Origin of the sequence: Amycolatopsis cynarae (genome assembly GCF_026802195.1) — a bacterium.
GTDB lineage: Bacteria > Actinomycetota > Actinomycetes > Mycobacteriales > Pseudonocardiaceae > Amycolatopsis_E > Amycolatopsis_E rhizosphaerae.
Map to the genome: position 1 here is coordinate 2,970,843 of NZ_CP113836.1, position 20,214 is coordinate 2,991,056.

Annotated in this window: 19 protein-coding genes and 1 tRNA gene; 7 read left to right on the forward strand and 13 right to left on the reverse strand. The window is 71.3% G+C overall.

Translation table 11 applies throughout. The features are described 5' to 3' along the window. Positions 1–148 precede the first annotated feature (148 nt). Positions 149–1,795, forward strand: a complete 1,647-nt coding sequence (locus ORV05_RS14105) for a recombinase family protein (RefSeq protein ID WP_268758937.1) — start codon at positions 149–151, stop codon at positions 1,793–1,795. On the opposite strand, the gene ORV05_RS14110 is transcribed toward ORV05_RS14105, so the two are convergent. The 3 genes from ORV05_RS14110 to ORV05_RS14120 form a co-directional block, all read right to left on the reverse strand. Further along, a tRNA-Leu gene (locus ORV05_RS14110) sits at positions 1,760–1,843 on the reverse strand. The genes ORV05_RS14105 and ORV05_RS14110 overlap by 36 nt on opposite strands. Positions 1,844–2,084: 241 nt before the next feature. Further along, positions 2,085–3,278, reverse strand: coding sequence for a thiolase family protein (locus tag ORV05_RS14115; protein WP_268758938.1), 1,194 nt, complete (start codon positions 3,276–3,278; stop codon positions 2,085–2,087). A gap of 144 nt (positions 3,279–3,422) precedes the next feature. Continuing rightward, on the reverse strand, positions 3,423–4,898 hold the full coding sequence (locus tag ORV05_RS14120) for a 3-hydroxyacyl-CoA dehydrogenase (protein WP_268758939.1): 1,476 nt from the start codon (positions 4,896–4,898) through the stop codon (positions 3,423–3,425). A 118-nt stretch (positions 4,899–5,016) separates the two neighbouring features. Here ORV05_RS14120 and ORV05_RS14125 point away from each other — a divergent pair, with 118 nt between their 5' ends. Further along, on the forward strand, positions 5,017–5,910 hold the full coding sequence (locus ORV05_RS14125) for a LysR family transcriptional regulator (RefSeq protein ID WP_268758940.1): 894 nt from the start codon (positions 5,017–5,019) through the stop codon (positions 5,908–5,910). Between the two features lie 18 nt (positions 5,911–5,928). Here the strand turns inward: ORV05_RS14125 and ORV05_RS14130 are convergent, their stop codons facing one another. Continuing rightward, complete coding sequence (locus ORV05_RS14130) at positions 5,929–7,023, reverse strand: epoxide hydrolase family protein (RefSeq protein WP_326938143.1); 1,095 nt, start codon at positions 7,021–7,023, stop codon at positions 5,929–5,931. A 115-nt stretch (positions 7,024–7,138) separates the two neighbouring features. Here ORV05_RS14130 and ORV05_RS14135 point away from each other — a divergent pair, with 115 nt between their 5' ends. Beyond that, entirely contained in the window at positions 7,139–7,717 is a 579-nt protein-coding gene (locus ORV05_RS14135; protein WP_268758942.1) for a TetR/AcrR family transcriptional regulator, read from the forward strand. A 143-nt stretch (positions 7,718–7,860) separates the two neighbouring features. On the opposite strand, the gene ORV05_RS14140 is transcribed toward ORV05_RS14135, so the two are convergent. Then, the gene (locus ORV05_RS14140) at positions 7,861–8,442 is read right to left on the reverse strand and encodes a TetR/AcrR family transcriptional regulator (protein ID WP_268758943.1); all 582 of its coding nucleotides are present in this window, start codon (positions 8,440–8,442) and stop codon (positions 7,861–7,863) included. Between the two features lie 74 nt (positions 8,443–8,516). Between ORV05_RS14140 and ORV05_RS14145 the strand changes: the two genes are divergently transcribed. Further along, a complete protein-coding gene (locus ORV05_RS14145; protein ID WP_268758944.1) occupies positions 8,517–9,683 on the forward strand; it encodes an FAD-dependent monooxygenase in 1,167 nt (388 codons plus the stop codon). 33 nt (positions 9,684–9,716) lie between these two features. Here ORV05_RS14145 and ORV05_RS14150 read toward each other — a convergent pair whose 3' ends face one another. The 5 genes from ORV05_RS14150 to ORV05_RS14170 are packed head-to-tail and all read right to left on the reverse strand — an operon-like array spanning position 9,717 to position 14,362. Beyond that, a complete protein-coding gene (locus tag ORV05_RS14150) occupies positions 9,717–10,169 on the reverse strand; it encodes a cupin domain-containing protein (protein WP_268758945.1) in 453 nt (150 codons plus the stop codon). Then, positions 10,166–10,933, reverse strand: a complete 768-nt coding sequence (locus tag ORV05_RS14155) for a cysteine hydrolase family protein (protein ID WP_268758946.1) — start codon at positions 10,931–10,933, stop codon at positions 10,166–10,168. Before ORV05_RS14155 ends, ORV05_RS14150 begins: the two co-directional genes overlap by 4 nt. Beyond that, positions 10,930–12,510, reverse strand: a complete 1,581-nt coding sequence (locus ORV05_RS14160; RefSeq protein ID WP_268758947.1) for an amidase — start codon at positions 12,508–12,510, stop codon at positions 10,930–10,932. Before ORV05_RS14160 ends, ORV05_RS14155 begins: the two co-directional genes overlap by 4 nt. Then, on the reverse strand, positions 12,507–13,616 hold the full coding sequence (locus tag ORV05_RS14165; RefSeq protein ID WP_268758948.1) for an acetamidase/formamidase family protein: 1,110 nt from the start codon (positions 13,614–13,616) through the stop codon (positions 12,507–12,509). Before ORV05_RS14165 ends, ORV05_RS14160 begins: the two co-directional genes overlap by 4 nt. Next, positions 13,613–14,362, reverse strand: coding sequence for a FadR/GntR family transcriptional regulator (locus ORV05_RS14170; RefSeq protein WP_268758949.1), 750 nt, complete (start codon positions 14,360–14,362; stop codon positions 13,613–13,615). Before ORV05_RS14170 ends, ORV05_RS14165 begins: the two co-directional genes overlap by 4 nt. Positions 14,363–14,663: 301 nt before the next feature. Here ORV05_RS14170 and ORV05_RS14175 point away from each other — a divergent pair, with 301 nt between their 5' ends. Then, on the forward strand, positions 14,664–15,206 hold the full coding sequence (locus ORV05_RS14175) for a hypothetical protein (RefSeq protein WP_268758950.1): 543 nt from the start codon (positions 14,664–14,666) through the stop codon (positions 15,204–15,206). A gap of 32 nt (positions 15,207–15,238) precedes the next feature. Here ORV05_RS14175 and ORV05_RS14180 read toward each other — a convergent pair whose 3' ends face one another. The 3 genes from ORV05_RS14180 to ORV05_RS14190 are packed head-to-tail and all read right to left on the reverse strand — an operon-like array spanning position 15,239 to position 18,458. After that, positions 15,239–16,579: a phosphotransferase family protein gene (locus tag ORV05_RS14180; protein ID WP_268758951.1), complete on the reverse strand. Its 1,341-nt coding sequence runs from the start codon at positions 16,577–16,579 to the stop codon at positions 15,239–15,241. Next, entirely contained in the window at positions 16,576–17,196 is a 621-nt protein-coding gene (locus tag ORV05_RS14185) for a TetR/AcrR family transcriptional regulator (protein ID WP_268758952.1), read from the reverse strand. Before ORV05_RS14185 ends, ORV05_RS14180 begins: the two co-directional genes overlap by 4 nt. Next, positions 17,193–18,458: an acyl-CoA dehydrogenase family protein gene (locus tag ORV05_RS14190; protein WP_268758953.1), complete on the reverse strand. Its 1,266-nt coding sequence runs from the start codon at positions 18,456–18,458 to the stop codon at positions 17,193–17,195. The genes ORV05_RS14185 and ORV05_RS14190 overlap by 4 nt, the downstream gene beginning before the upstream one ends. A 69-nt stretch (positions 18,459–18,527) precedes the next feature. Here ORV05_RS14190 and ORV05_RS14195 point away from each other — a divergent pair, with 69 nt between their 5' ends. Together ORV05_RS14195 and ORV05_RS14200 are read left to right on the forward strand one after the other, a co-directional pair. Beyond that, positions 18,528–19,337: a crotonase/enoyl-CoA hydratase family protein gene (locus ORV05_RS14195; protein WP_268758954.1), complete on the forward strand. Its 810-nt coding sequence runs from the start codon at positions 18,528–18,530 to the stop codon at positions 19,335–19,337. A gap of 18 nt (positions 19,338–19,355) precedes the next feature. After that, positions 19,356–20,120 carry an SDR family NAD(P)-dependent oxidoreductase gene (locus ORV05_RS14200; RefSeq protein ID WP_268758955.1) on the forward strand — a complete coding sequence of 255 codons (765 nt, stop codon included), beginning with the start codon at positions 19,356–19,358 and terminating at the stop codon, positions 20,118–20,120. The last annotated feature ends 94 nt before the right edge of the window (positions 20,121–20,214 follow it).

The window sequence follows — 20,214 nt, forward strand, 5'->3', positions numbered from 1 at the left end:
CCGTGCTGACACCTCAAGCGGCGGAAGCGCTATTGCGGCTTCTGCGCAGGGCGGGTCGCTGTGCTGACACCTGCGCCGTCATCGAGTTGTCTCGGGAGCGGGATGAGCGGAGGGCGGCGTGAGGAAGCGTTTCGCGTTCTATGGCCGAGTGTCGACGGAGGATCAGCAGGATCCGGAGGCGTCGCGGAATTGGCAGCGGGCTCGGGCGAGGGCGTTGACGGACCGGCACGGCGAGATCGTGGCCGAGTTTTTCGATGTGGGGCAGTCGCGGTCGATTCCGTGGAAACGCCGGCCGCAGGCGGCCCGGTTGCTGGAGGTGATGCGGGATCCGGGCCGTGGTTTCGAGGCGGTGGTGATCGGGGAGCCGCAGCGCGCGTTCTACGGTAACCAGTACGGGCTGACGTTCCCGGTGTTCACACACTATGGGGTCGAGTTGTGGGTGCCGGAGGTCGGGGGAGCGGTCGATCCTGACTCCGAGGCCCATGATCTGGTCATGTCAGTGTTCGGCGGGATGAGCAAGGGGGAGCGCAACCGCATCAAGATCCGTGTGCGCTCGGCCATGGCCGCGCAAGCGTCGGTGGAGGGCCGGTTCCTGGGAGGCCGCCCACCGTATGGCTACCGGCTGGCGGACGCGGGCCCGCACCCGAACCCGGCCAAGGCCGCCGACGGTAAACGACTGCACCGCCTGGAACCCGACCCCGTGACTGCACCGATCGTGCGGCGGATCTTCACCGAGTACCTGAATGGCCGGGGGATCTTCGCGATGGCCGAGGCCCTCACCCGAGATGGGATCCCCTCGCCGTCGGCTTCCGATCCAGCGAGGAACCGGCATCGGTCGGGGATCGCCTGGTCCAAGGGAGCGATCCGGACCATCCTGTCTAACCCTCGCTACACCGGCCGCCAGGTGTGGAACAAGCAACGCAAGGACGAGGTGCTCATCGACGTCGAGGATGTCGCGCTGGGGCATGAGGCGAAGATGCGGTGGAACCCCCGGGACAAGTGGGTCGTCTCCGAGGCGATCGTGCACGACCCGCTGATCGACACCGACACGTTCGAACGCGCCCAAGAGGTGATGGCGGCGAAGGGTGCGGGGCGTAACACGAGGGAGCGTCACCGCACCCGCGACCGGTATGTGTTGCGCGGGCTGGTGCACTGTGGGTTGTGCGGGCGGCGGATGCAGGGGCAGCAAAGCCGCGAGCAGTTGTTCTACCGCTGCCGCTTCCCCAACGAGTACGGCCTGGCGAACAAGGTGCGGCACCCCCGCAACGTGTATCTGGCCGAACGAGACCTCCTGGGCCCGTTGGACGACTGGCTCAGCACCTGCTTCGCACCCCACCGGCTGCGCGACACCATCGACGCCCTGCACCAAGCCCAGGCCGACGTCGAGGCCGACCCCGCGGTGCTGGCCGCTACCCGCACCGTGGAGGAGTGTGACCGCACCCTGGCGCGTCACCGCGCCGCGCTGGAAGCCGGAGTGGACCCACAACTGGTAGCGGGCTGGATGGCCGAGACCCAGGCACGCCGAGCCGAAGCCCTGTCGCGCTCCACATCAGGCACTGCCCGGCGGAAGATGTCCCGGGAGGAGATCCAGGCCCTGGTCGACGGGCTGGGCAGCATCCGGCAGGTCCTGGCCACGGCGGACCCCGACGACAAGGCGGAGGTCTACCGCAGGCTCAACCTGCAGGTGACCTATCATCCCGGAAAACGAACTGTGCGGGTCGAGACGAATCTCGACCCGCACAGTTGGGGTTATGGTTTGTGTCCGAGGGGGGACTTGAACCCCCACGCCCGTTAAGGGCACTAGCACCTCAAGCTAGCGCGTCTGCCATTCCGCCACTCGGACTTGATGTGGAATAGATTAGCCGACGTTCCGAGGCCCCGACACAGGGGGGTCATAACAGTCCGTCGATGGGGTTGCGATATAAGTTGTTGTTGGCCACTGACCGTGACCGGTTCGAGGTGGGCCAGGTTGGGCCCTGGTCGCTGTGCGTAGGCGAGTGGGCAGTGCCATGGGGCCTTTGACGAACGGCGGACGACACGAGGGGAGCCCCGGCGGACCGGGACTCCCCTGAGCGGGCCGGAGGTCAGAGGCGCTCGACGATGGTGGCGTTGGCCAGGCCGCCGGCCTCGCACATGGTCTGCAGCCCGTAACGGCCGCCGGTTTGTTCGAGTACGGACAGCAGGGTCGTCATCAGGCGGGCTCCGCTGGCGCCGAGCGGGTGGCCGATGGCGGTGGCGCCGCCGTGGACGTTGACCTTCGCGGGGTCCGCGCCCGTTTCGGCGAGCCAGGCCAGCACGACGCTGGCGAAGGCCTCGTTGACCTCGAACGCGTCGATGTCGGCCAGGGACAGTCCGGCGCGGTCGAGCACCTTGCGCGTGGCCGGGATGATGCCGGTGAGCATGAACAGCGGGTCGTCCCCGACCACCGTCATGGTGTGCAGCCGGGCCTTCGGGCGCAGGCCGAGGCGGGCGGCGGTGTCGCTGCTGGTGATCAGCACGGCGGCGGATCCGTCGTTGACGGGGGAGGAGTTGCCCGCGGTGACCTTCCAGTCGAGGTGGGGGAAGCGCTGCTCCCAGATGTCGGCCCGGAACGAGGGTTTCAGGCCGGCCAGGATCTCCACCGAAGTGCCGGGACGGATGGTCTCGTCGCGTTCCAGTTGTGCCAGTGTGCCGTCCGCGCCCGGGGCCTTCGGGAACGAGACCTCGCCCGCGAAGCGGCCTTCGGCCCACGCGGTGGCCGCGCGGCGGTGGCTTTCGGCGGCGAACTCGTCCAGCTGGGTGCGGGAGAGGTGCCACCGGTCCGCGATCAGTTCCGCGCTCACCCCCTGCGGCACCAGGCCCTCCGGGTAGCGGGCGGCCGCCCCGCTGCCGATGAAGTCCTTGCCCGCGGTCTGGCTGCCGATCGGCACGCGGCTCATCGACTCCACGCCGGAGGCGATCACGACGTCGTACGCGCCGCTGATCACGCCCTGCGCGGCGAACGAGATCGCCTGCTGGCTGCTGCCGCACTGCCGGTCCACGGTGACCGCGGGAACCGATTCCGGCAGGCCCGCCGCCAGCGCCGCCCACCGTGCCGTGTTGGCGCTCTGCTCGCCGATCTGCCCGACCGTCCCGCTGATCACGTCGTCCACGGACGCCGGGTCGATCCCGGTCCGTTCGACGAGTGCGCGAAGGGCGTGCGCGTGCAGATCGACCGGGTGGATACCGGACAGCGCGCCGCCGGGCTTGCCCTTGCCGACCGGTGTCCGTACCGCGTCGACGATGACCGCGTCCCGCATGGGTCTCGACCTCCTTGGAGAGATGATCTACTCCTCAGTAACGCTAACCAGCTAAGTTGGATTTCACAACTTGCTGGAGACGTGGGTCACCCACCGACGGCAAAGGGCCGTGAGGGGGTCCCTCACGGCCCTTTTCACGCCGGGTCAGAGATCGGCGGGAGTGGTGCCGGTCGCGGTGAGCGGCAGCCCGAGCTGGGCGCGTTCGGTGAGCCAGCGGGTCGGGCGGTACCGGGGATCGCCGGTCGAGGCGTGGAGGGCCCGTTGCAGGGCGAGCATCCGGTCCGCTCCCACCTTTTCGCCCCATGCCAGCGGCCCGGCCGGATAGCCGAGACCCGCGGTGACCCCGAGATCGATGTCGGCGGGCGAGGCGATGCCGCGTTCGGCGATGGACGCCGCCACGGACACGATCGACGCGAGCAGTCGCTGAGCGACGCCCCCGGCGGTGTCCCTCACCACCGAAACCCGCTTTCCACCCAGCGCGAGGATCGCGGCCGCGTCCCGGGCGGCCGCGGGGTCCGCCGCGGGAGTGATCGCGAGGACGTGCCGGGGCGTGGGCAGTGACAGCGGGTCGACGCCGAAGGTCCGCTCCGCGGGCAGGCCGCGTTCCGCGACGGCGGAGGCGACGGTGGTGCCCCAGGTCGGCACGAGGACCACCGCGGCTTCTTCCGGGCGCTCCACCAGCGTCGCGCCGGGCAGTTCCACGCCGGTACCGGCGATCCACACCGGACGGCTCGCGTCCCCTTCCGGCAGCGGCTCCGCGGGCGGTTCCGCCCCGGGCCGGTAGTCGAACCACCCTCGCCCGGTCTTGCGGCCGTGCAGCCCCGCGGCCACCCGGTTCGGGGTCAGAAACGACGCGCGCAGCCGGTCGGAGTAGCGGAAGCCCTGCCAGATCGACTCGATCACGGCGGCCGTGACGTCCAGTCCCGTCAGGTCCATCAGCTCGAACGGGCCCATGCGCAGGCCCAGCACGTCCCGCGCGATCCGGTCGATCACGGCGGGTTCGGCCACGTCCTCCTCCAGCAGCGCGAGTGCCTCGGTCACCAGGCCCCGCCCCGCGTGGTTGATCAGGAAGCCGGGGGTGTCGGCGACCACGACCGCCCGGTGCCCCGTCTCGCGCACGAAAGCGGTGAGGGCGCCGACCACGTCCGGCCGGGTCCCCGCGCCGGGGATGACTTCGACGATCTTCATCAGCGGGACCGGGTTGAAGAAGTGCAGCCCGCACAGCCGTCCGGGATCGGGCAGGGTCGCCGCGATCTGGGTGATCGGCAGCGACGAGGTGTTCGTGGCGAAGAGCGTGCGTTCCGGCAGCACCCTGCTCAGCTCGGAAAACAGCGCTGCCTTGGTGTCGAGGTCCTCCCGGACCGCCTCGACGACCAGATCCACCTCGCCCGCGGCGACCGGCGAGTCCAACGGGACGAGCCTGGCGGCGATCTCGGCGGCCTCCGCTTCGGTGCTGCGGCCCTTGGCCACCGCCCGGTCCAGCATCGATCGGATGAACCCGACCGCCTCGCCCACCGACTCCCGCCGCGCGTCGCCCAGTTCGACGGTGTGGCCGGCGGTGGCCGCCCACTGGGCGATCCCGCGTCCCATCACCCCGGTGCCGACGATCCTGATGCGCATCTGTCCTCGCTTTCCGGCGCTTCCCGGCCCTCCGACGGGCCCCGCCCACCCTGGCAGCTTCATTGATTACTGTCCAATACCGAGTTCGGGTCGGATCGAGACGGATGGAGAATCAATCGTGGAGCTGCGGCATCTGACCTCGTTCCTGGCCGTCGCCGAAGAACTGCACTTCGGCCGCGCGGCCCGGCGCCTCGGCATGGCCCAGCCCCCGTTGAGCCAGCAGATCCGGAACCTGGAGAAGGAGCTCGGGGTCCGGCTGTTCGAGCGCAACACCCGTTCGGTCCGGCTCACCAGCGCCGGTGAAGCGTTCGTCGAACCGGTCCGCCGGGTCTTCGACGAGCTGGATACCGCCCAGCGCACGGCCCGTGCCGCCGGACAGGGGGAAGCCGGGCGGGTCACGGTCGGGTTCGCCGGCGCCTCCAGCCACGAGAGCCTGCCCCTGCTCACCCGGGCGGTGCGGGCCGCGCACCCTGGCCTCGAACTGGTGATGAAGGGGCAGACCTACGCCAACGTGGCGCTGGCCGGGGTCGCCGACGGCTCGCTGGACCTCGGGTTCGTGCGGCTGCCGGTTTTGTCGCCGGGGGTGCGTCACCGCGTGATCGACGAGGAGGAGATGCTGTGCGCCCTGCCCGCCGATCACCGGCTCGCCCGGTGTGAGCGGGTGCCGCTGGAGGAGCTGGCCGGGGAACCGTTCGTGACCTTTCCGGCGAACGCGGGTTCCACTCTGCGGGACGCGAGCGTCCGGGCCTGCCAGCGGGCGGGCTTCCACCCGAAGGTGGTCCAGGAGGCGCCCGACTCGTACACGATCCTGGCACTCGTGGCGGCCGGGGTGGGCGTGACGCTGACCCTCACGTCGTGCCGCCATATCCAGCAGACCGGCCTGGTGTACCGGCCGCTCGCCGGGCCGGCGATCCGGTTGCGCGCCGCGCTCGCGTGGCGCGAGGACAACCCGTCGCGGGCCCTGCGCACCGTGCTGGCCATCGCGGAAGAGGCACTGCCGACGCCGCGCTGACGACACCGGAGGGCGGTGTCATCGGCCCGTCGACGCGAAGAACCTCTCCAGGTCCGCGGCGAGTTCCCCAGGGGACTCGAGCGCCACGAAATGGCCGCCGGTGCGGCCTTCCGGCCAATGGACGATGTCGTTGTCCCGTTCGGCCAGCCGGCGGATCCCCGGAGGTCCACTGTAGACACCGGTGGGCGCCACGCGCTGGCCCGGAGGCCAGGCGAACGCCTTGGTGTCGTACATGAACCACGACGAGGTGCCCGAGGTGCCGGTGAACCAGTACAGGCTCGCGTTGGTGAGGAGCCAGTCGCGGGAGATGGCCAGATCGGGGGTTTCGGTGAAGGTGAAGTCGCCGAACTTGTGGATCAGCCACGCCAGCTGACCTGCGGGGGAGTCGTGCCAGGCGTGGTTGAAGGTCTGCGGAGCCGCGCGGAGCAGGCGATGATGGTCCACACCGGAATCCGCCCAGCCCTGCATCTGGTGGTAGAAGGCGGCTTCTTCCGAGGACAGCTCGGGCAGGTCGGCTTCGGTGGGCATTCCCAGTCCACTGTTGACGTACACGCCGGTCACGCGACCCGGTGCGGCCTTCGCGGTTTCCGGGGCGATGTAGGCGCCGAGGTCGCCGCCCTGCACTCCGTACCGGTGGTAGCCGAGCCGGTCCATGAGGGCCGCCCAGATCCGGCCGACCTCGGCGACGCCGAACCCGGTCGCGACGGGGGCGCCGGAGAACCCGAAGCCGGGGATCGACGGGATCACCAGGTGGAACGAACTGTTCAGCGGCTCGATCACCTCGGTGAATTCGGCGAAGGTGGACGGCCAGCCGTGGGTCAGCAGCAGCGGCCGCGCCTGGGGATTCGCGCTGCGGACGTGGAGGAAGTGGAGGGTCAGGCCGTCGATCACGGTGGTGTACTGGGGGAAGGTGTTGAGCCGCGCTTCCTGGGCGCGCCAGTCGTAGCCGGTGGCCCAGTACTCGGCCAGTTCGCGCAGGTAGGCCACGGGAACGCCGCGGCGCCACCCTTCGCCGGGTAGTTGCGGCGCCCAGCGGGTGGCGGTGAGCCGGGCCTTCAAGTCGTGGAGCCTGGCCTGCGGGACGGCGATGCGGAACGGTTGGATTTCGGTCACGGCGATCAAACTAGGGGCCGGAGAGGTCAGGTTCCGGCCGTAATCCGGACGCCTTTCGCGCCCCGCCGGAAGCTGCTACCGTACGAAACGGTTTCGTTTCGATCGGGGAGATGGGATGACGGAACGCGGGGCGGCCCGGGAGGAAGCGATCCTCGGCGCGACACTGGCGCTGCTGGCCGAGGTCGGCTACGACCGGATGACGATGGACGCGGTGGCCGCGCGCGCCCGGGCGAGCAAGGCCACCATCTACCGGCGGTGGCCCGGGAAGGCGGACCTGGTCGTGGCCGCGGTCCGGCGTCGCTCCGGGCCTCCGGCCGCGGATCCGCCGGACACCGGAACGCTGCGCGGAGACCTGATCGCCGTGCTGGACTTGATGCGCACCACGCTCGACGGCCAGGATTCGGCGCTGCTGTTCGGCCTACTGCTCGCCATGCGCCGGGATCCCGAACTCGCCCGCGCGGTGCGCGATCAGGTGGTCGGCGACAAGGGTGTCGTGTTCGGCGAGGTGTTTCGGCGCGCCGTCGCGCGCGGGGAACTGCCGCCGGGCCTCGATGCCGGGGCGTTCGCCGAGATCGGTTCGGCGATGCTGTTCCACCGCCTGTTCGTCACCGGTGAGCCGCTCGACGAGGCGTTCGCCGCCCACCTCACCGACGACATCCTGCTTCCCCTGCTGAAGCACGAATCCCGGCAGTGAAAGGAAAATCCACTACTGGGCCGGGCCGGAGCAGCACCCGGCACTCGCGTTCGGGTCCGTCAGTCTCGGCGTGCTCCTCATCGGACTCTTCCACGCCGGTCCCGGCGCCTTCGGGCGCAGGGAAGGCGAAACGGACCGCGCGCTTACCTCTCCTGTATGAACGTGCGGAGCAGAGCGAGCAGCGTCGCGCGGAGTTCGCCGGGGGACAGGGTGAGCGCGCCCGCACCGGCGAGGTGGTCGAAGACGATGCCGTCCACGCAGGCGACCAGCACCGGTGCCTGTCCCGGCGGATCCGGCGCGCCGGCGGCGGCGAGCAGGTCTTCGGCCAGGCGCCGCACCTGTCCTCCCGCCTCGACGAGGACGGCGCGCAGTTCGGGCCGCCGCGTGGATTCGAGGGCGAGTTCGTAGCGAGCCAACATGCGGGTTTTCCCGGCGGTCACCCAGTGCTCGATCAGTTCGGCCGCCGCGTCGGCGAGTTCGCTGATGTCCGGCCGATCGCGCGGCAACCCGCGGGCGGCCATCTCGGCACTGTCCATTTCGGCCAGCCGGTCCACTGCCGCCCGCAACAGCGCCTGCCGGGTGCGGAAATAGTAGGAGCAGGAGCCTTCGGGCACGCCCGCGGCCTGGTCCACGGCGCGGTGCGTCAGCCCGCGCATCCCCGCCGAGGCGAGCGTGGCGATCGCCGCGTCGGCGAGTTGCTCGCGCCGGTTCGTCGCTTCGGCCACGGCTGCGCCTCCCCTTGTTCGCGTCCTCTACGAGTGTAGAGTACCGTCGTCACTACACCTGTAGAGGAGTGGTCATGAACGGAACGGACTGCCGCGGGACGGCGGTCGTGGTGGGCGCCGGGATCGGCGGCCTGGCCACCGCGGTGGCGCTGACCGCGCGCGGCTGGCGGGTCAGGGTGCTCGAACGGGCCGCGGAGTTCGGCGAAGTGGGCGCCGGACTGTCGTTGTGGCCCAACGGGATTCGCGCGCTGGACGCGCTGGGGCTCGGCGACCGCGTGCGGGAACGCGGGCTGGCGGACATCCAGGCCGGAATCCGCGACCCGTCCGGCCGCTGGCTGTCCCGCCTCGACACTGCCGAGTTCGCACGCCGCTACGGGCTGCCGGTGATGATCCACCGGGCCCGGCTGGCCGAGGTGCTGCTGTCGGCGGTGCCGCGGTCGTCGCTGGTGCCCGGTACTTCGGTCCGGCAGGTCCGTCCTCGCGGTTCCCACGTGGAGGTCGTGCACGACGGCGGCATGGAGCGGGCCGATCTGCTGGTGGGAGCCGACGGCATCGGCAGCACGGTCCGCCGCGCCATCTGGCCCAGTGCACCAGAACCGCGCTACGCCGGCTACACCGCCTGGCGGGTGATAGCCGACCCCGGGGCGCCGTTACGGGAGGGGGGAGAGACCTTCGGGCGCGGGCAGCGGATCGGATTCGCGCCGCTGCCCGACGGCAGGGTCTACCTGTTCGCCGCGGCGAACGCTCCCGAGCGGGGGTGTGGCGCGGGAGACCAGCTCACCGAGTTGCGCCGCCGCTTCGGCGGCTGGCACGACCCGATACCCCGGCTGCTCGCGGCGGCGGAGGGTGCCGCGGTGCTCCGGCACGACATCCGCGAACTCCCGCCACTGGCGTCCTATGTGGAGGGACGGGTCGCACTGGTGGGCGACGCGGCCCATGCCATGACGCCGAATCTGGGGCAGGGGGCCAACCTGGCGCTCGAGGACGCGGTGACGCTCGCCGCGCTGCTGGACACCGTTCCGGCCGTGCCCGAAGCGCTGGCCGCCTACGACCGGAACCGGCGGCCACGCGCCCGTGGGATCGCCGCGCGCTCGCACCGGCTCGGAAAGGTGGCGCAGTGGCGCTTCCCACCCGCGGTGGCCCTGCGCGACCGGGCCCTGCGGCTGGCGCCGCAGCGGTCGCTGTTACGCTCTCTCGCGCCGGTCCTGTCCTGGCGGCCACCGGAGGTTCCGCTCCGGTGAGGCCCGGCATCGCCGATCCCCTTCGAGAGGGCGTCAGTGCTGTCCGGCGGCGCGGGCCAGCGTCGGGCGGTCGGTGCTGTCCCAGCTGGCGGGCGTGCCGGAGGCGACCAGGTGGGCGAACCCGCCGGGCATCGCCCCCGCGTCCTCGGCCATGATCGTGACCGCGTAGAGCCGCTCGGTCGCCGAGGTGTTTTCGATGCGGTGCACCGAACCCGGTGGTAGCACCAGCACGTCGCCCGCCTCGATCGGCACGTCGTGCTCGTCGCTGTGCGCGAGGCCCTGTCCGGACAGCACCACGAAGATCTCGGTGGATTCGGGGTGGGAGTTGTCCGGCTGCGCCCCGCCGGGTTCCCACACTTCGAAGAACACGCTCGCCGGGCTGCCGTCCGACGGTCCGGCCAGCAGCGCCAGCTTGACGGTGTCCCGCGGTGAAATGAGGAACGGCGTGAGGTCGTCGAAGCGGCGGACGATCGGGGGCGTGCTCATGCTTCCTCCTCGGCCAGGGCCGCCAGCAGATCCGTGGCCTTCGTGCTGAACCCGTAGCACTGGCGGGTGTTGTACAGGGTCGCGTCGTGGCAGTACGCGGGGGAGGTGGTCGCGCTGGCCTCGTCCACCAGCACCACGTCGTAGCCGAGGCAGGCGGCGTCGGCGAGCGTGGCGTACACGCACTGGTCGGAGTTCACCCCCGTGAAGAACAGCGTGTCCACCCGCAGGTTGCGCAGGATCGAGTCCAGTGGCGTGTCCCAGAACCCGCTCATCCGGTACTTGTCCACGTGCACGTCGCCGGGTTCGGCGGTCAGTCCGTCCACCAGTGCCGCGCCCCAACTGCCCTTGGTCAGGACCTTCGAACCGCGGGGCAGGGTGGCGCCGATGCCCTCGCCGCGCCCGGACGGGTCGTACACGCGGGCCACGCCCGGCGGCAGGTTCGCCTGGTCGTCGCGGTTGCCCCAGTTGACCCACACGATGGGCAGCCCGGCGGCCCGCGCCGCCGGAACCAGTGCCCGCAGGGAGTCGATCGCGGGCGCGAGCACCGAGACGTCCACACCGATCCCGGCGAGCCAGCCGCCTTCGGTACAGAAGTCGTTCTGCATGTCGACGACGAGCAGAGCGCTGCGCGTCAGGTCGGCGGTCAGCCGCGTGGGTTCGGCGGGCAGGGACAGCGGGCGCGGTTCCAGGATGGGGCGGCGCAGGTCGATCTCGCCGTCGCGGTGGTGCCACCGGTTGCGGTGCGGCAGGGGAGCGAGGGTCATCCGCGGGTCTCCAGAACCTTTCCGGCGAGGGCGAGCAGGTCGAGATCGGTGCCGGGGGAGGTGACCAGGCACAGCCCCGACGGGCCGTCGAGCAGTGGGAGGGACACTGCGGGGGCGCCCGCCAACCCGGCCAGACAGGTCATCCGCAGCGTGCCCGCCCGTTCGGCTTCCACCTCTTCGGCGCTCGCGTCCCGTCGTGGTGCGGGACCGGCGGAGGCGGGCAGTACCAGCACCGCTCCGGCCAGGAGTTCCCGCAGGGTCTCGCGGGCCTCGGCGACCACTTCGGACGCTTGCTGCGCGTCGGTTTCGGTGACCCGCGACGCGGTTTCGAAGCGTCCGGCGACATCGGGGCCGAGCGAGTCAGGATGCGCGCTGATCCACTCGCCGTGCGCGAGCCACGCTTCCCGCGCCTGCACCGTGCGGAAAGCGTGAAACCAGCGTTCCAAGGTCTCGGGCGCGAGGTCGCCGCGTTCGATCGGCGGCAGTACGCCCTCCCCGGCCAGCCTCGCGGCCGCGGCTTCGACCGCCTCGGCGACTCTGGACCGGGCATGTCTGTCGACAGTGGACAGACGCAGGGTCCGGGTGGGCGTGAGCGGTACGCGGGCCGCCGCCGGGAGCAGCACCTCGGCGGCCCGGGCCGAGGTCGCGACGTCCCGGGTGAGCCAGCCGACGGTGTCGAACGAGGGGGCGAGCGGCAGCAACCCCGTGCGGTCGACCGCCCCGTGCGTGGTGCGCAGGCCGACCAGCCCCTGGTAGGAGGCGGGCACCCGGATCGAGCCCGCGGTGTCGGTGCCCAGGCCGATCTCGGCCTGCCGCAAGGACACCGCGCTCGCCGGTCCGCTGGTGGACCCGCCGCTGACCGCCCCCGGCGCGGCCGGGTTCGGCGGGCTGCCGTAGTGGGCGTTGGCGCCCGCGAGGCTGTAGGCGAACTCGTCGGTGCGGGCGATCCCGGCGAGGTCGGCCCCTGCCGCGAGCAGCGCCGACACCACGGGCGCGGACTCCGGTTCGGGCTTCCGCCCGGCCAGCCAGGTGGGATTGCCCGCACCCAGCGGATGCCCCGCCACCGCGAACAGGTCCTTCACCGCCACGCGCGATCCGCGCAGTGGCCCGTCGGGAGCGCCGGAGAGCAGGGGATCCCCGGCCACCCGCCACACGCTCGTGTCCAGCGCCGGGCCCGGTGCCTGTGGCAGCGTGACGTGCGCCGCGATCACCTGCCAGCCCGCGGGGCCGCGCCGCCACACCTGGGTCTGCAGCCCGGTGGCGCCGTTCGACGGCTCGCGGGTGCTCGCCAGGCACAGCGCGGTGTCCGGACCGAGCACGCGCACATGCAGCACGGCGACCCGCCGCGTCGGGATCTTCGTCCGGGCCGAGCGGAAGCCCGCGATCGCCGCGTGCCCGGCGAGCAGGGTCTTCCCGTCACCCCGCACCGTGTCGGGCCCCGGGGCGAACAACGCGTTCAGCGCCTCGGTGTCGTTGCCGCGCAGCGCGGTTTCGTACGCTCGGAACGCGTCGAGCAGGCCGTCCGGCACCGGTTCGGGCGCCACGAGTTCGTACTGGTCCGTACCAGGTCCGGTCACTGGTGCACCTCCGTGAAATCGGCGAGCCGGATCCGCGCGTGCGCACCCTTGACCTGGTCCACCACCTGCGAGATCTCGAAGTCCGTCGCCGCCGAGAGGTAGGCGTAGGCAAGTTCGGGATCCATGCCGAACAACGCGGTCAGCAGCGTGACCGCGTTCTGCCCGCATTCGGCCACGGCGAGGTCGAGATCGGCGTTCATCCCGGTGGGCACGAGGAACTCCGGTGTGCGGGCGAACGGCCCGGTGAGCCTTCCGTAGCGTTCGACGGCCTTGCCGTGGGGGATCACGTCGACGGTGAGGGTGGCCCGCAGTGGAGCTTCCAGTGCGGTGAGGGCGATTTCGCCGTTCCCCTGCGCGAAATGCGGGTCCCCGACGTAGAGGCCGGCGCCCCTCACCTGCACCGGCAGGTAGAGCGTGGTGCCCTCGACGAGCATGTTGATGTCGATGTTGCCGCCATGCCGTCCCGGCGGGACCGAGTGCAACCGGACCTTACCCGGAGTGGCCACGCCGATCACGCCGAGGAACGGGGCGATCGGGAAGCGGACCGGCCTCGCCGGTGAAGAAGGCCGCAGCGGCAAGGTCGCCCGCGCCGCCCCGACGCCGTCTTCGAGCCCCTCGACACGGCAGAACACGCTGGTGTTCGGGCCTTCCACCGGAAAGCGGCCGGGCAGCAGCCCGCGCCCGTGGCGGCTGGAGATCACGCCGTAGAACGCGCGCGGCTCCAGGCGATCGATGCGGACTTCGAGCAGATCACCCGGCTCCGCACCGGTGATCACGACCGGGCCGGTCACCACGTGCGGCCCCGCACCGGGTTCGCGCGAGCCGTGCGCGGCGATGGTGATCGCGTCGCCGAGGACGTCGGCGGCCTCGATGCCGTGCGCACCGAAGAACGCCACGGGGTCACGGCCCTGGTCTTCGAGAATGCCCTCATGGCTGACGGTGTCGAAGGTGACGGTCTCGCCGGGGGACACCGCGAGCACCGGGGCGTCCGCTTCGCACGGCAGGAAGCCCCACCGGGTCGTGGCGAGGGTGGCGGGGACATAGCGTTCCGGGGCGGATTCCGGCGCGAGCGCCTGGCGAACCGGGGAAGCGGGCACGGTCGTCATCGCCGCACCTCGTCGAATCCGTCGCGGGTCAGGGCGGCCACCTCGGCCAGGTGCCGGGTCATCGCGTCGCGTGCCCCGGCGGCCTCGCCGCGGGCCACGGCGGCGAGGATCGCGCGGTGGCCCCGAAAGGAGACTTCCCTCGCGTGGCGCGTGGTGTGGGAGAGCACCCGGGTCGCCGAAGTCCAGGACGAGGTCAGCGTGTTGAGCGCGGACATCAGCGGGTTCTGCGCGGCGGCCGCGAGCAGGAGGTGGAATTCCAGGTCCAGGCGCAGGGATTCCTCCGGCGCCAGCTCCGCGACCGGTTGCCGCAGGACGTTCTCCAGTTCGACGAGATTGGCGGCGGTGGCCCGGCCCGCGGCGAGTTCGGCCAGCTTCGGTTCGACCGTCGCCCGCAACTCGGCGATGTCGCGCAACTGGTGCTCGGCGTCGGAAATGCGCTCGTAGAGCCTGGTCACGTGCTCCGGCGCGGGCAGCACGCTGGTGCCGCGCCCGGGCCGGCGCTCGATGAGGTGCTTGGCTTCCAGTTCGTGCATCGCCTCGCGCAGCGAAGCACGGGACACCCCGAGCACGGTGGCGAGTTCGCGCTCGGCGGGCAACCGGTCCCCGGGGCGTAATTCGCCGACGGCGATGAGTTTCTCCAGGTGGGCGGAGATTTCGGAGCTCACCGTGCGCTGCGGGTTTTCGCCGGGAAACCGGGCGAAACCGGGCGGCCGCAACGGCGGCACGGTCCCGACGGTGTTGTCCACGCGGTGTCCTTCCGTCCGGATGGGGGAGCCGGGATTGGTCTGACCAACCGGACCCTACGTCCGCCGGGCGGTGCCGGGACAGGGTCTTCCAGTGCGCGAAACAGGATGTTCACACCGGTCACGGTGTCCGAAACCCGGCCCACAGTGATCTCCCGCAAGCCGGGGGAGGTGGCGTATGGTTGCTGAGACAGACCTGTCCGTAACCACACGATCGCCGGTCCCCCGCCCTCGCTGCCGTCGCCGCGCCGTCGGGCCCGGTCGGCCGGCGATGCTGGTCAGCGGCAAACGGAGGTGGTCGGTGGTGACGTTGCTCGACGAAACGGCGCCGCTGTTCGATTTCGCCCTTCGCGAGCACCTCGTGGTCGACGCGGTGCCGGAGTTGACCTACCAGGCGATGAACCGCCAGCTCGAAGAGTCGAGACCCCGGCTGATCCCCGATTTCGCCCGCCCGCTGCGGCCTCGTCGCGGTGTGCCCGGTTTCGACGAGATCCTCGCGGGCGCACGGTGGGTCGAGCTCGGCCGCCGTCCCGGCGCGGAAATCCTGCTCGGCGCCGCGGGCCGGTTCTGGACTCCTTACATGGAGTGGCAATCCGTTACGCTCAGCGAATTCCGCACGTTCTCGCGGCCACGGCGGGCCCGGCTCGCCGTGTCGTTGAGTGTGTGTTCCTACGGGGTGGGCCAGAGCCTGCTGACCTTCGAAGCCCGCGCACTCACCACCGACCGCGTGGCCTACCACTGGGCCGACTGGTACTGGCACATCATCAAGCCCACCGCCCGGGTCGTGGTGCGGGGCCTGTTGCGCCGGATCCGCCACGCCGCCGCCCCCGTGCCGGTGTCGCCCTGACGGCCCGCCCGGGCTTCCCGGGCCTCAGACGGTCAGGACGGCGCGGACAGATACCGCGGGTTCGCGACGAGTAGCCGGTCGGTGACCCCGGCCCGCACCGCCGCCAGTACGGCCGGATCATCCGGAGCGAGCCGGCCCTGCCGCAACGCGGCGGCCAGTTCGGCCTGGTTCGCCACTCCCAGCGCGGCCAGGCGTTCGGCGTGCCGGCGTTCCTGGTCCGCACCCAGGGTGAGCTCCCGCTCGACGATGGAGAGCACGTTCGCGGCCACCCGCGTGTGGAAGTTCAGGTGCCCTTCGGTGGCCGGAAGCAGTTCGGTGCGCAGGAACTCGGCCACGGCCGTGACGAGTTCGACCGCCGATGGGTGCCCGTGCAGGTCGGAGGCGGGCGCGGCCGGGGAATGCTCGGGTACCCGCGGCGCCGGTGCGTCCAGCAGGAGCAGCAGGTCGTGCTCGGGTTCGCAGACGCGGCGGCCCACCGCGGCCAGCTCCACCGACCGCGTCTGCCCGCTCAGGTGGCGCTCCGCCTGTGACCGGCACAGCACCGCCCAGGTCGCGGTGCCGTAGACCTCCCACCAGTGCACCGCTTCCGGATCCGGTGCCCGGCCCGCCACCTGGGCGTACCCGGCGAACAACTCCTCCCGGGTGCCGAAGCCCCCGACCGGCAGCGCCGAACCGAACCGCCACGCCTTGACGCACAACCAGCCGAGGTCCTCCATCGGATCCCCGCGGTGCACCAGTTCCCAGTCCAGCACCGCGGCCAGCCCGTCCGGGCGCACCATCAGGTTGCCGTTGCGGAAATCGCCGTGCACCACCGTGTCCCCGGCAGGCGCGGGCCGGTGCGCCCGCAGCCAGTGCAGCGCGATTTCGAGCGCGGGCAACGGCTCGTTCAGCGCGTCGTAGGCGGTGACCAGCCGCTCGAGCGGGTCTTCGGCGGGCAGGCCGGGCACCAGTGGCATCCGGTGGATGCGGGCCAGCACGCGGCCGAGTTCGGCGGCCAGCCTGCCGCGGACCTCGGCGAACTCCTCGTCCCGCAGCAGGCGGCGGGGTAGTGTCTCGCCTTCGACATGTTCGGTCAGCAGGTACGGGCTGCCCAGTACCGACGGGTCGAGACCGTGGTCCACGAGGCGGGGCACCGGGACCTCCCGTGCCGCCTCCAGCACCGCCGCTTCGCGGGCCATCGACTCCGGACGGCCCTCACCGGGCGGGTCGCGCCGCAGCACCAGGCGCCACTGGGCTCCGTCGGCGGTCCGGGCCAGGAACGCCCAGGTCTCCCGGCTCGCGCCCCCGGACAGCCGCCGCAGCCCGTGGATGTCCACTTCGGACCCCCACAGCGCGGCCAGCCGCCGCTTCAGCGCCTCCGCCAGCCCGGTCATGCCCGCCTCCCGGCCAGATCGAGTGCCAGTTCCTGGTAACGACGCGCGACCTGGTCCCGCGACAGGCGGCCGTGCGGTTTGTACCAGCCCGCCACCCCGGTGCACATCACCACGATCGCGCGGGCCGCTTCGCGGGGGAACGGGCTGTGGAACACGCCACGACGCACGCCCTCGGCCACCGTGTCGTCGAAAATGCGTTGCTGCTGCTGCCTTTTCGCCAGGTGTTCGCCGCGGAAGGGTTCTTCGAGCGCGCGCAGCTCGCTGGTGCCCAGCAGGGTGCCGCGCTGGTCCTGGAGGTGGAACCGCGCATGGGCGTCCACAATGGAACGCAGTCGGCCGACGGGGTCGGCGGCGGCGTCGCGCGCGGCGCGGGTCCGGCGCAGCAACTCCTCGATACCGCGATCCATGATCGTGGCCAGCAGATCCTGTTTGGAGGCGAAGTGGTGGTACAGCGCGGCGGGGCTGAGCCCGGCGCGTTCCGCGATGTCCCGCACCGAGGTTCCGTGGTAGCCCTGCTCGGCCATCGCGGCGATGCCCGCATCGAGGATCGCGTCGATCCCCGGCGGACCGAGTGTCCCGTCCGCGGGCCGGCGCCCTCCCCGCGCGGTGCCGGTCACCGCGCGGCCTTGTCCCTGCCCGGACCGGCGAAGCCGAACAGGTAGGCGGCCACCTTGCGCATCTGGATCTCCTCGGAGCCTTCGGTGATCCGGTACCGCCGGTGGTGGCGGTAGATGTGCTCGAACGGGGTGTGCCGCGTGTAGCCGAGCCCGCCGTGGACCTGCATGGCCCGGTCGGCGGCGTCGCACACCAGCCGGTTGGCCCGGTAGTTGCACATGGACACCCGGTCGCTGATCTCCGCGTGGTCGACCCGGTCCATCTCCCAGGCCGTCTTGCGCACCAGTGTGCGGACGAGTTCCGCCTCGGTCTGCAGTTCCACCAGCGGCCACTGGATCGCCTGCCGTGCCGCGAGCGGCTGTCCGAAGGAGATCCGTTCCCTGGCGTAGGCCACGCTGCGGTCGATGCAGTACTGGGCGGCTCCCACCCCGGAGGCGGCCTGCCGGATCCGGTTCTCGTGCACGAAGATCTGCGCGAGCCGGAGTCCTTCGCCGACCTCGCCCAACACCGCCAAGCCTGGAACGCGCACGTCGCGCAGCGAAACCTCGGCGTGATCGGTGGGCATGTTGAAGGTCCACCAGTGGAAGTCCACGGAGAAGCCCGCCGCATCGGTGGGGACGAGGAAAGCGGTGATACCCCGCGCCTGTCCCGGGTTTCCCGAGGTACGCGCGAAGATCACGTCATGGGTGGCGGAATGCAGCCCCGAGTTGAACCGCTTGGCGCCGTTGATGATCCAATCGCCGCCGTCGGGCACCGCGCTGGTCTCCAGCCAGGTGGCGTCGCTGCCGTGATCGGGTTCGGTCAGTCCGAACGCGACACGCTTGCGGCGCGTGATGATGTCCTCGATGAACTCTTCGCGCTGCTGGGAGGTTCCGGCGGCGAGGAACATGTGCACGACCGGAAAATTCCCCACCACCGACGACTCGTTCTGCAGGTCGTTGTGGAGCCCGAGGCCCTTGGCCGCCAGATGTTCCCGGATGACCGCCATGTCCAGGTTGCTTCCGCCGCGCCCGCCGACCTCCTCCGGCAGCCCGTAGCGGAGCCAGCCCGCGCGGTCGGCGCGGGTGAGCATTTCGTCCAGCAGCGCCTCCCACTCCGGGCGCGGGGTGCCGCCGGCCTCGAAGTCGGTGCGCGCGAACTCCCTGCGGTGATCGAAGAAACGCTGGTTGTCGTCCTGCTCCTGGAGCGGGCGGATCTCCTCGTCGACGAACGCGTCGAGTTCGGCGAGACGCTCCCGCAACGCCGCGGGTAGAGCGAAATCCATGGTGCCCCCTTAACAAGCGTTCAGTTACGATGGAAACACGACTCGACGGCGAGGACAAGAGGAGATGCGGTGGAGCCACGCGTCAGCTGCACGATCAGCGAAGGCATAGCGGATGTCCGGCTCGACCGCCCCGACAAGCTCAACGCGCTCGACCCGCCCATGTTCACCGCACTGGCCGAGACCGGGCTGCGCCTGCGCGACGATCATTCGGTGCGCGCGGTGGTGCTCTCCGGCGCGGGCCGCGCCTTCTGCGCCGGTCTCGACTTCGGCTCCTTCCGCGCGATGGACGGGCAGGGCCACGAACCCGCGGCGTACGAGGGTGACGGCCCGGCCAGGTCACTCGGGCAGAAGGCCGCTTACGTGTGGACCGAGCTGCCGGTACCGGTGATCGCCGCGGTGCACGGTGTGGCCTTCGGCGGCGGCCTGCAGATCGCGCTCGGTGCCGACATCCGCCTGGTCGCCCCGGACGCCCGGCTGTCGGTGATGGAGATCCGGTGGGGCCTGGTCCCGGACATGACGGGGACGCAGCTGCTGCCCGGGCTGGTCGGCCGTGACGTGGCGAAGGAACTCACCTTCACCGGCCGGATCGTGGCCGGGGAGGAGGCGGTGCGGATCGGGCTGGCGACCCGCGCCGAAGCCGATCCCCACGCCGCCGCGATGGCACTCGCGGCCGAGATCGCGGGCAAGAGCCCGCACGCGATCCGCCGCGCGAAGCAGTTGCTCGAACTCGGTGGCCGGGTCGGGCTGGGGGAGGGTTTCGCCGCCGAGCAACGCGCGATCCGCGAGCTGATCGGCAGTCCCAACCAGGTCGAAGCGGTGCGCGCCAACCTGGACGGCCGCGCCCCGGAGTTCCGCGACACCACCCCCGAAGACCACTGAGGCACAAGGAGATTCCCTATGAACCCCTTCGATCTCACCGGGCACGTCTCGGTGGTCACCGGCGGCAACTCCGGTATCGGCCTGGCGATGGCCGACGCGCTCGCCGCGGCCGGTGCCGACGTCTGTCTCTGGGGCACCAACGCCGAACGCAACGAGAAGGCCGCCGCGGAACTGGCGCGCCACGGCCGGAAGGTCCTGGCGCTGCGGTGTGACGTTTCGGACGAGGAACAGGTCGAGAGCGCCATGGCCCGCACCGTGGCGGAGCTCGGCAGGCTCGATTCGTGCTTCGCCAACGCGGGTGTCGGTTCGGCGGGCACCCGCTTCACCGAAACCACGCTGACCGAGTTCCGCCGGGTGACCAGCGTCAATCTGGACGGGGCGTTCCTGACGCTTCGCGCCGCCGCGCGGGTGCTGATCGAGCAGGGGGAGGGCGGCAGCCTCATTGGGACCTCCAGTCTCGCCGCCCGCCAGGGGCCGCCGCGCGGGCAGGCGTATGCGGCCAGCAAGGGCGGGCTGATCTCGATGATCACCGCGATCGCGATCGAACTGGCCCGCCACCACATCCGCGCGAACGCGATCCTGCCCGGCTGGGTCAGCACCCCGCTCGCCGACCCGATGCTGGAGTCGGAAGGCTTCCAGCGCAAGGTGCTGCCGCGGATGCCGGTCGGCCGCTGGGGCAAGCCGGGGGACTTCGGCGCCCTCGCCGTCTACCTGGCCAGCCCGGCCAGCGCCTTCCACACGGCCGACGCCATCACCGTCGACGGCGGCTACTTGGCCTTCTGAAGCGATCAGGGCAGGGCGAGCACAGCGCGGCGGCCGCGGTGGCGGCCCACTGGTAACTGTATAACGTCCTATACAGCGCTGGCCTCGGCGGCGC

What these genes read in the sequence shown, in the direction of transcription:
- ORV05_RS14155 (WP_268758946.1), bottom strand. Translation starts at nt 10,933, where the DNA reads ATGACCCTCGCTCCCCTGCCGCACCGCAACCGGTGGCACCACCGCGAC.
- ORV05_RS14135 (WP_268758942.1), top strand. Translation starts at nt 7,139, where the DNA reads ATGACGGAACGCGGGGCGGCCCGGGAGGAAGCGATCCTCGGCGCGACA.
- ORV05_RS14115 (WP_268758938.1), bottom strand. Translation starts at nt 3,278, where the DNA reads ATGCGGGACGCGGTCATCGTCGACGCGGTACGGACACCGGTCGGCAAG.
- ORV05_RS14150 (WP_268758945.1), bottom strand. Translation starts at nt 10,169, where the DNA reads ATGAGCACGCCCCCGATCGTCCGCCGCTTCGACGACCTCACGCCGTTC.
- ORV05_RS14190 (WP_268758953.1), bottom strand. Translation starts at nt 18,458, where the DNA reads ATGGATTTCGCTCTACCCGCGGCGTTGCGGGAGCGTCTCGCCGAACTC.
- ORV05_RS14120 (WP_268758939.1), bottom strand. Translation starts at nt 4,898, where the DNA reads ATGCGCATCAGGATCGTCGGCACCGGGGTGATGGGACGCGGGATCGCC.
- ORV05_RS14145 (WP_268758944.1), top strand. Translation starts at nt 8,517, where the DNA reads ATGAACGGAACGGACTGCCGCGGGACGGCGGTCGTGGTGGGCGCCGGG.
- ORV05_RS14165 (WP_268758948.1), bottom strand. Translation starts at nt 13,616, where the DNA reads ATGACGACCGTGCCCGCTTCCCCGGTTCGCCAGGCGCTCGCGCCGGAA.
- ORV05_RS14200 (WP_268758955.1), top strand. Translation starts at nt 19,356, where the DNA reads ATGAACCCCTTCGATCTCACCGGGCACGTCTCGGTGGTCACCGGCGGC.
- ORV05_RS14180 (WP_268758951.1), bottom strand. Translation starts at nt 16,579, where the DNA reads ATGACCGGGCTGGCGGAGGCGCTGAAGCGGCGGCTGGCCGCGCTGTGG.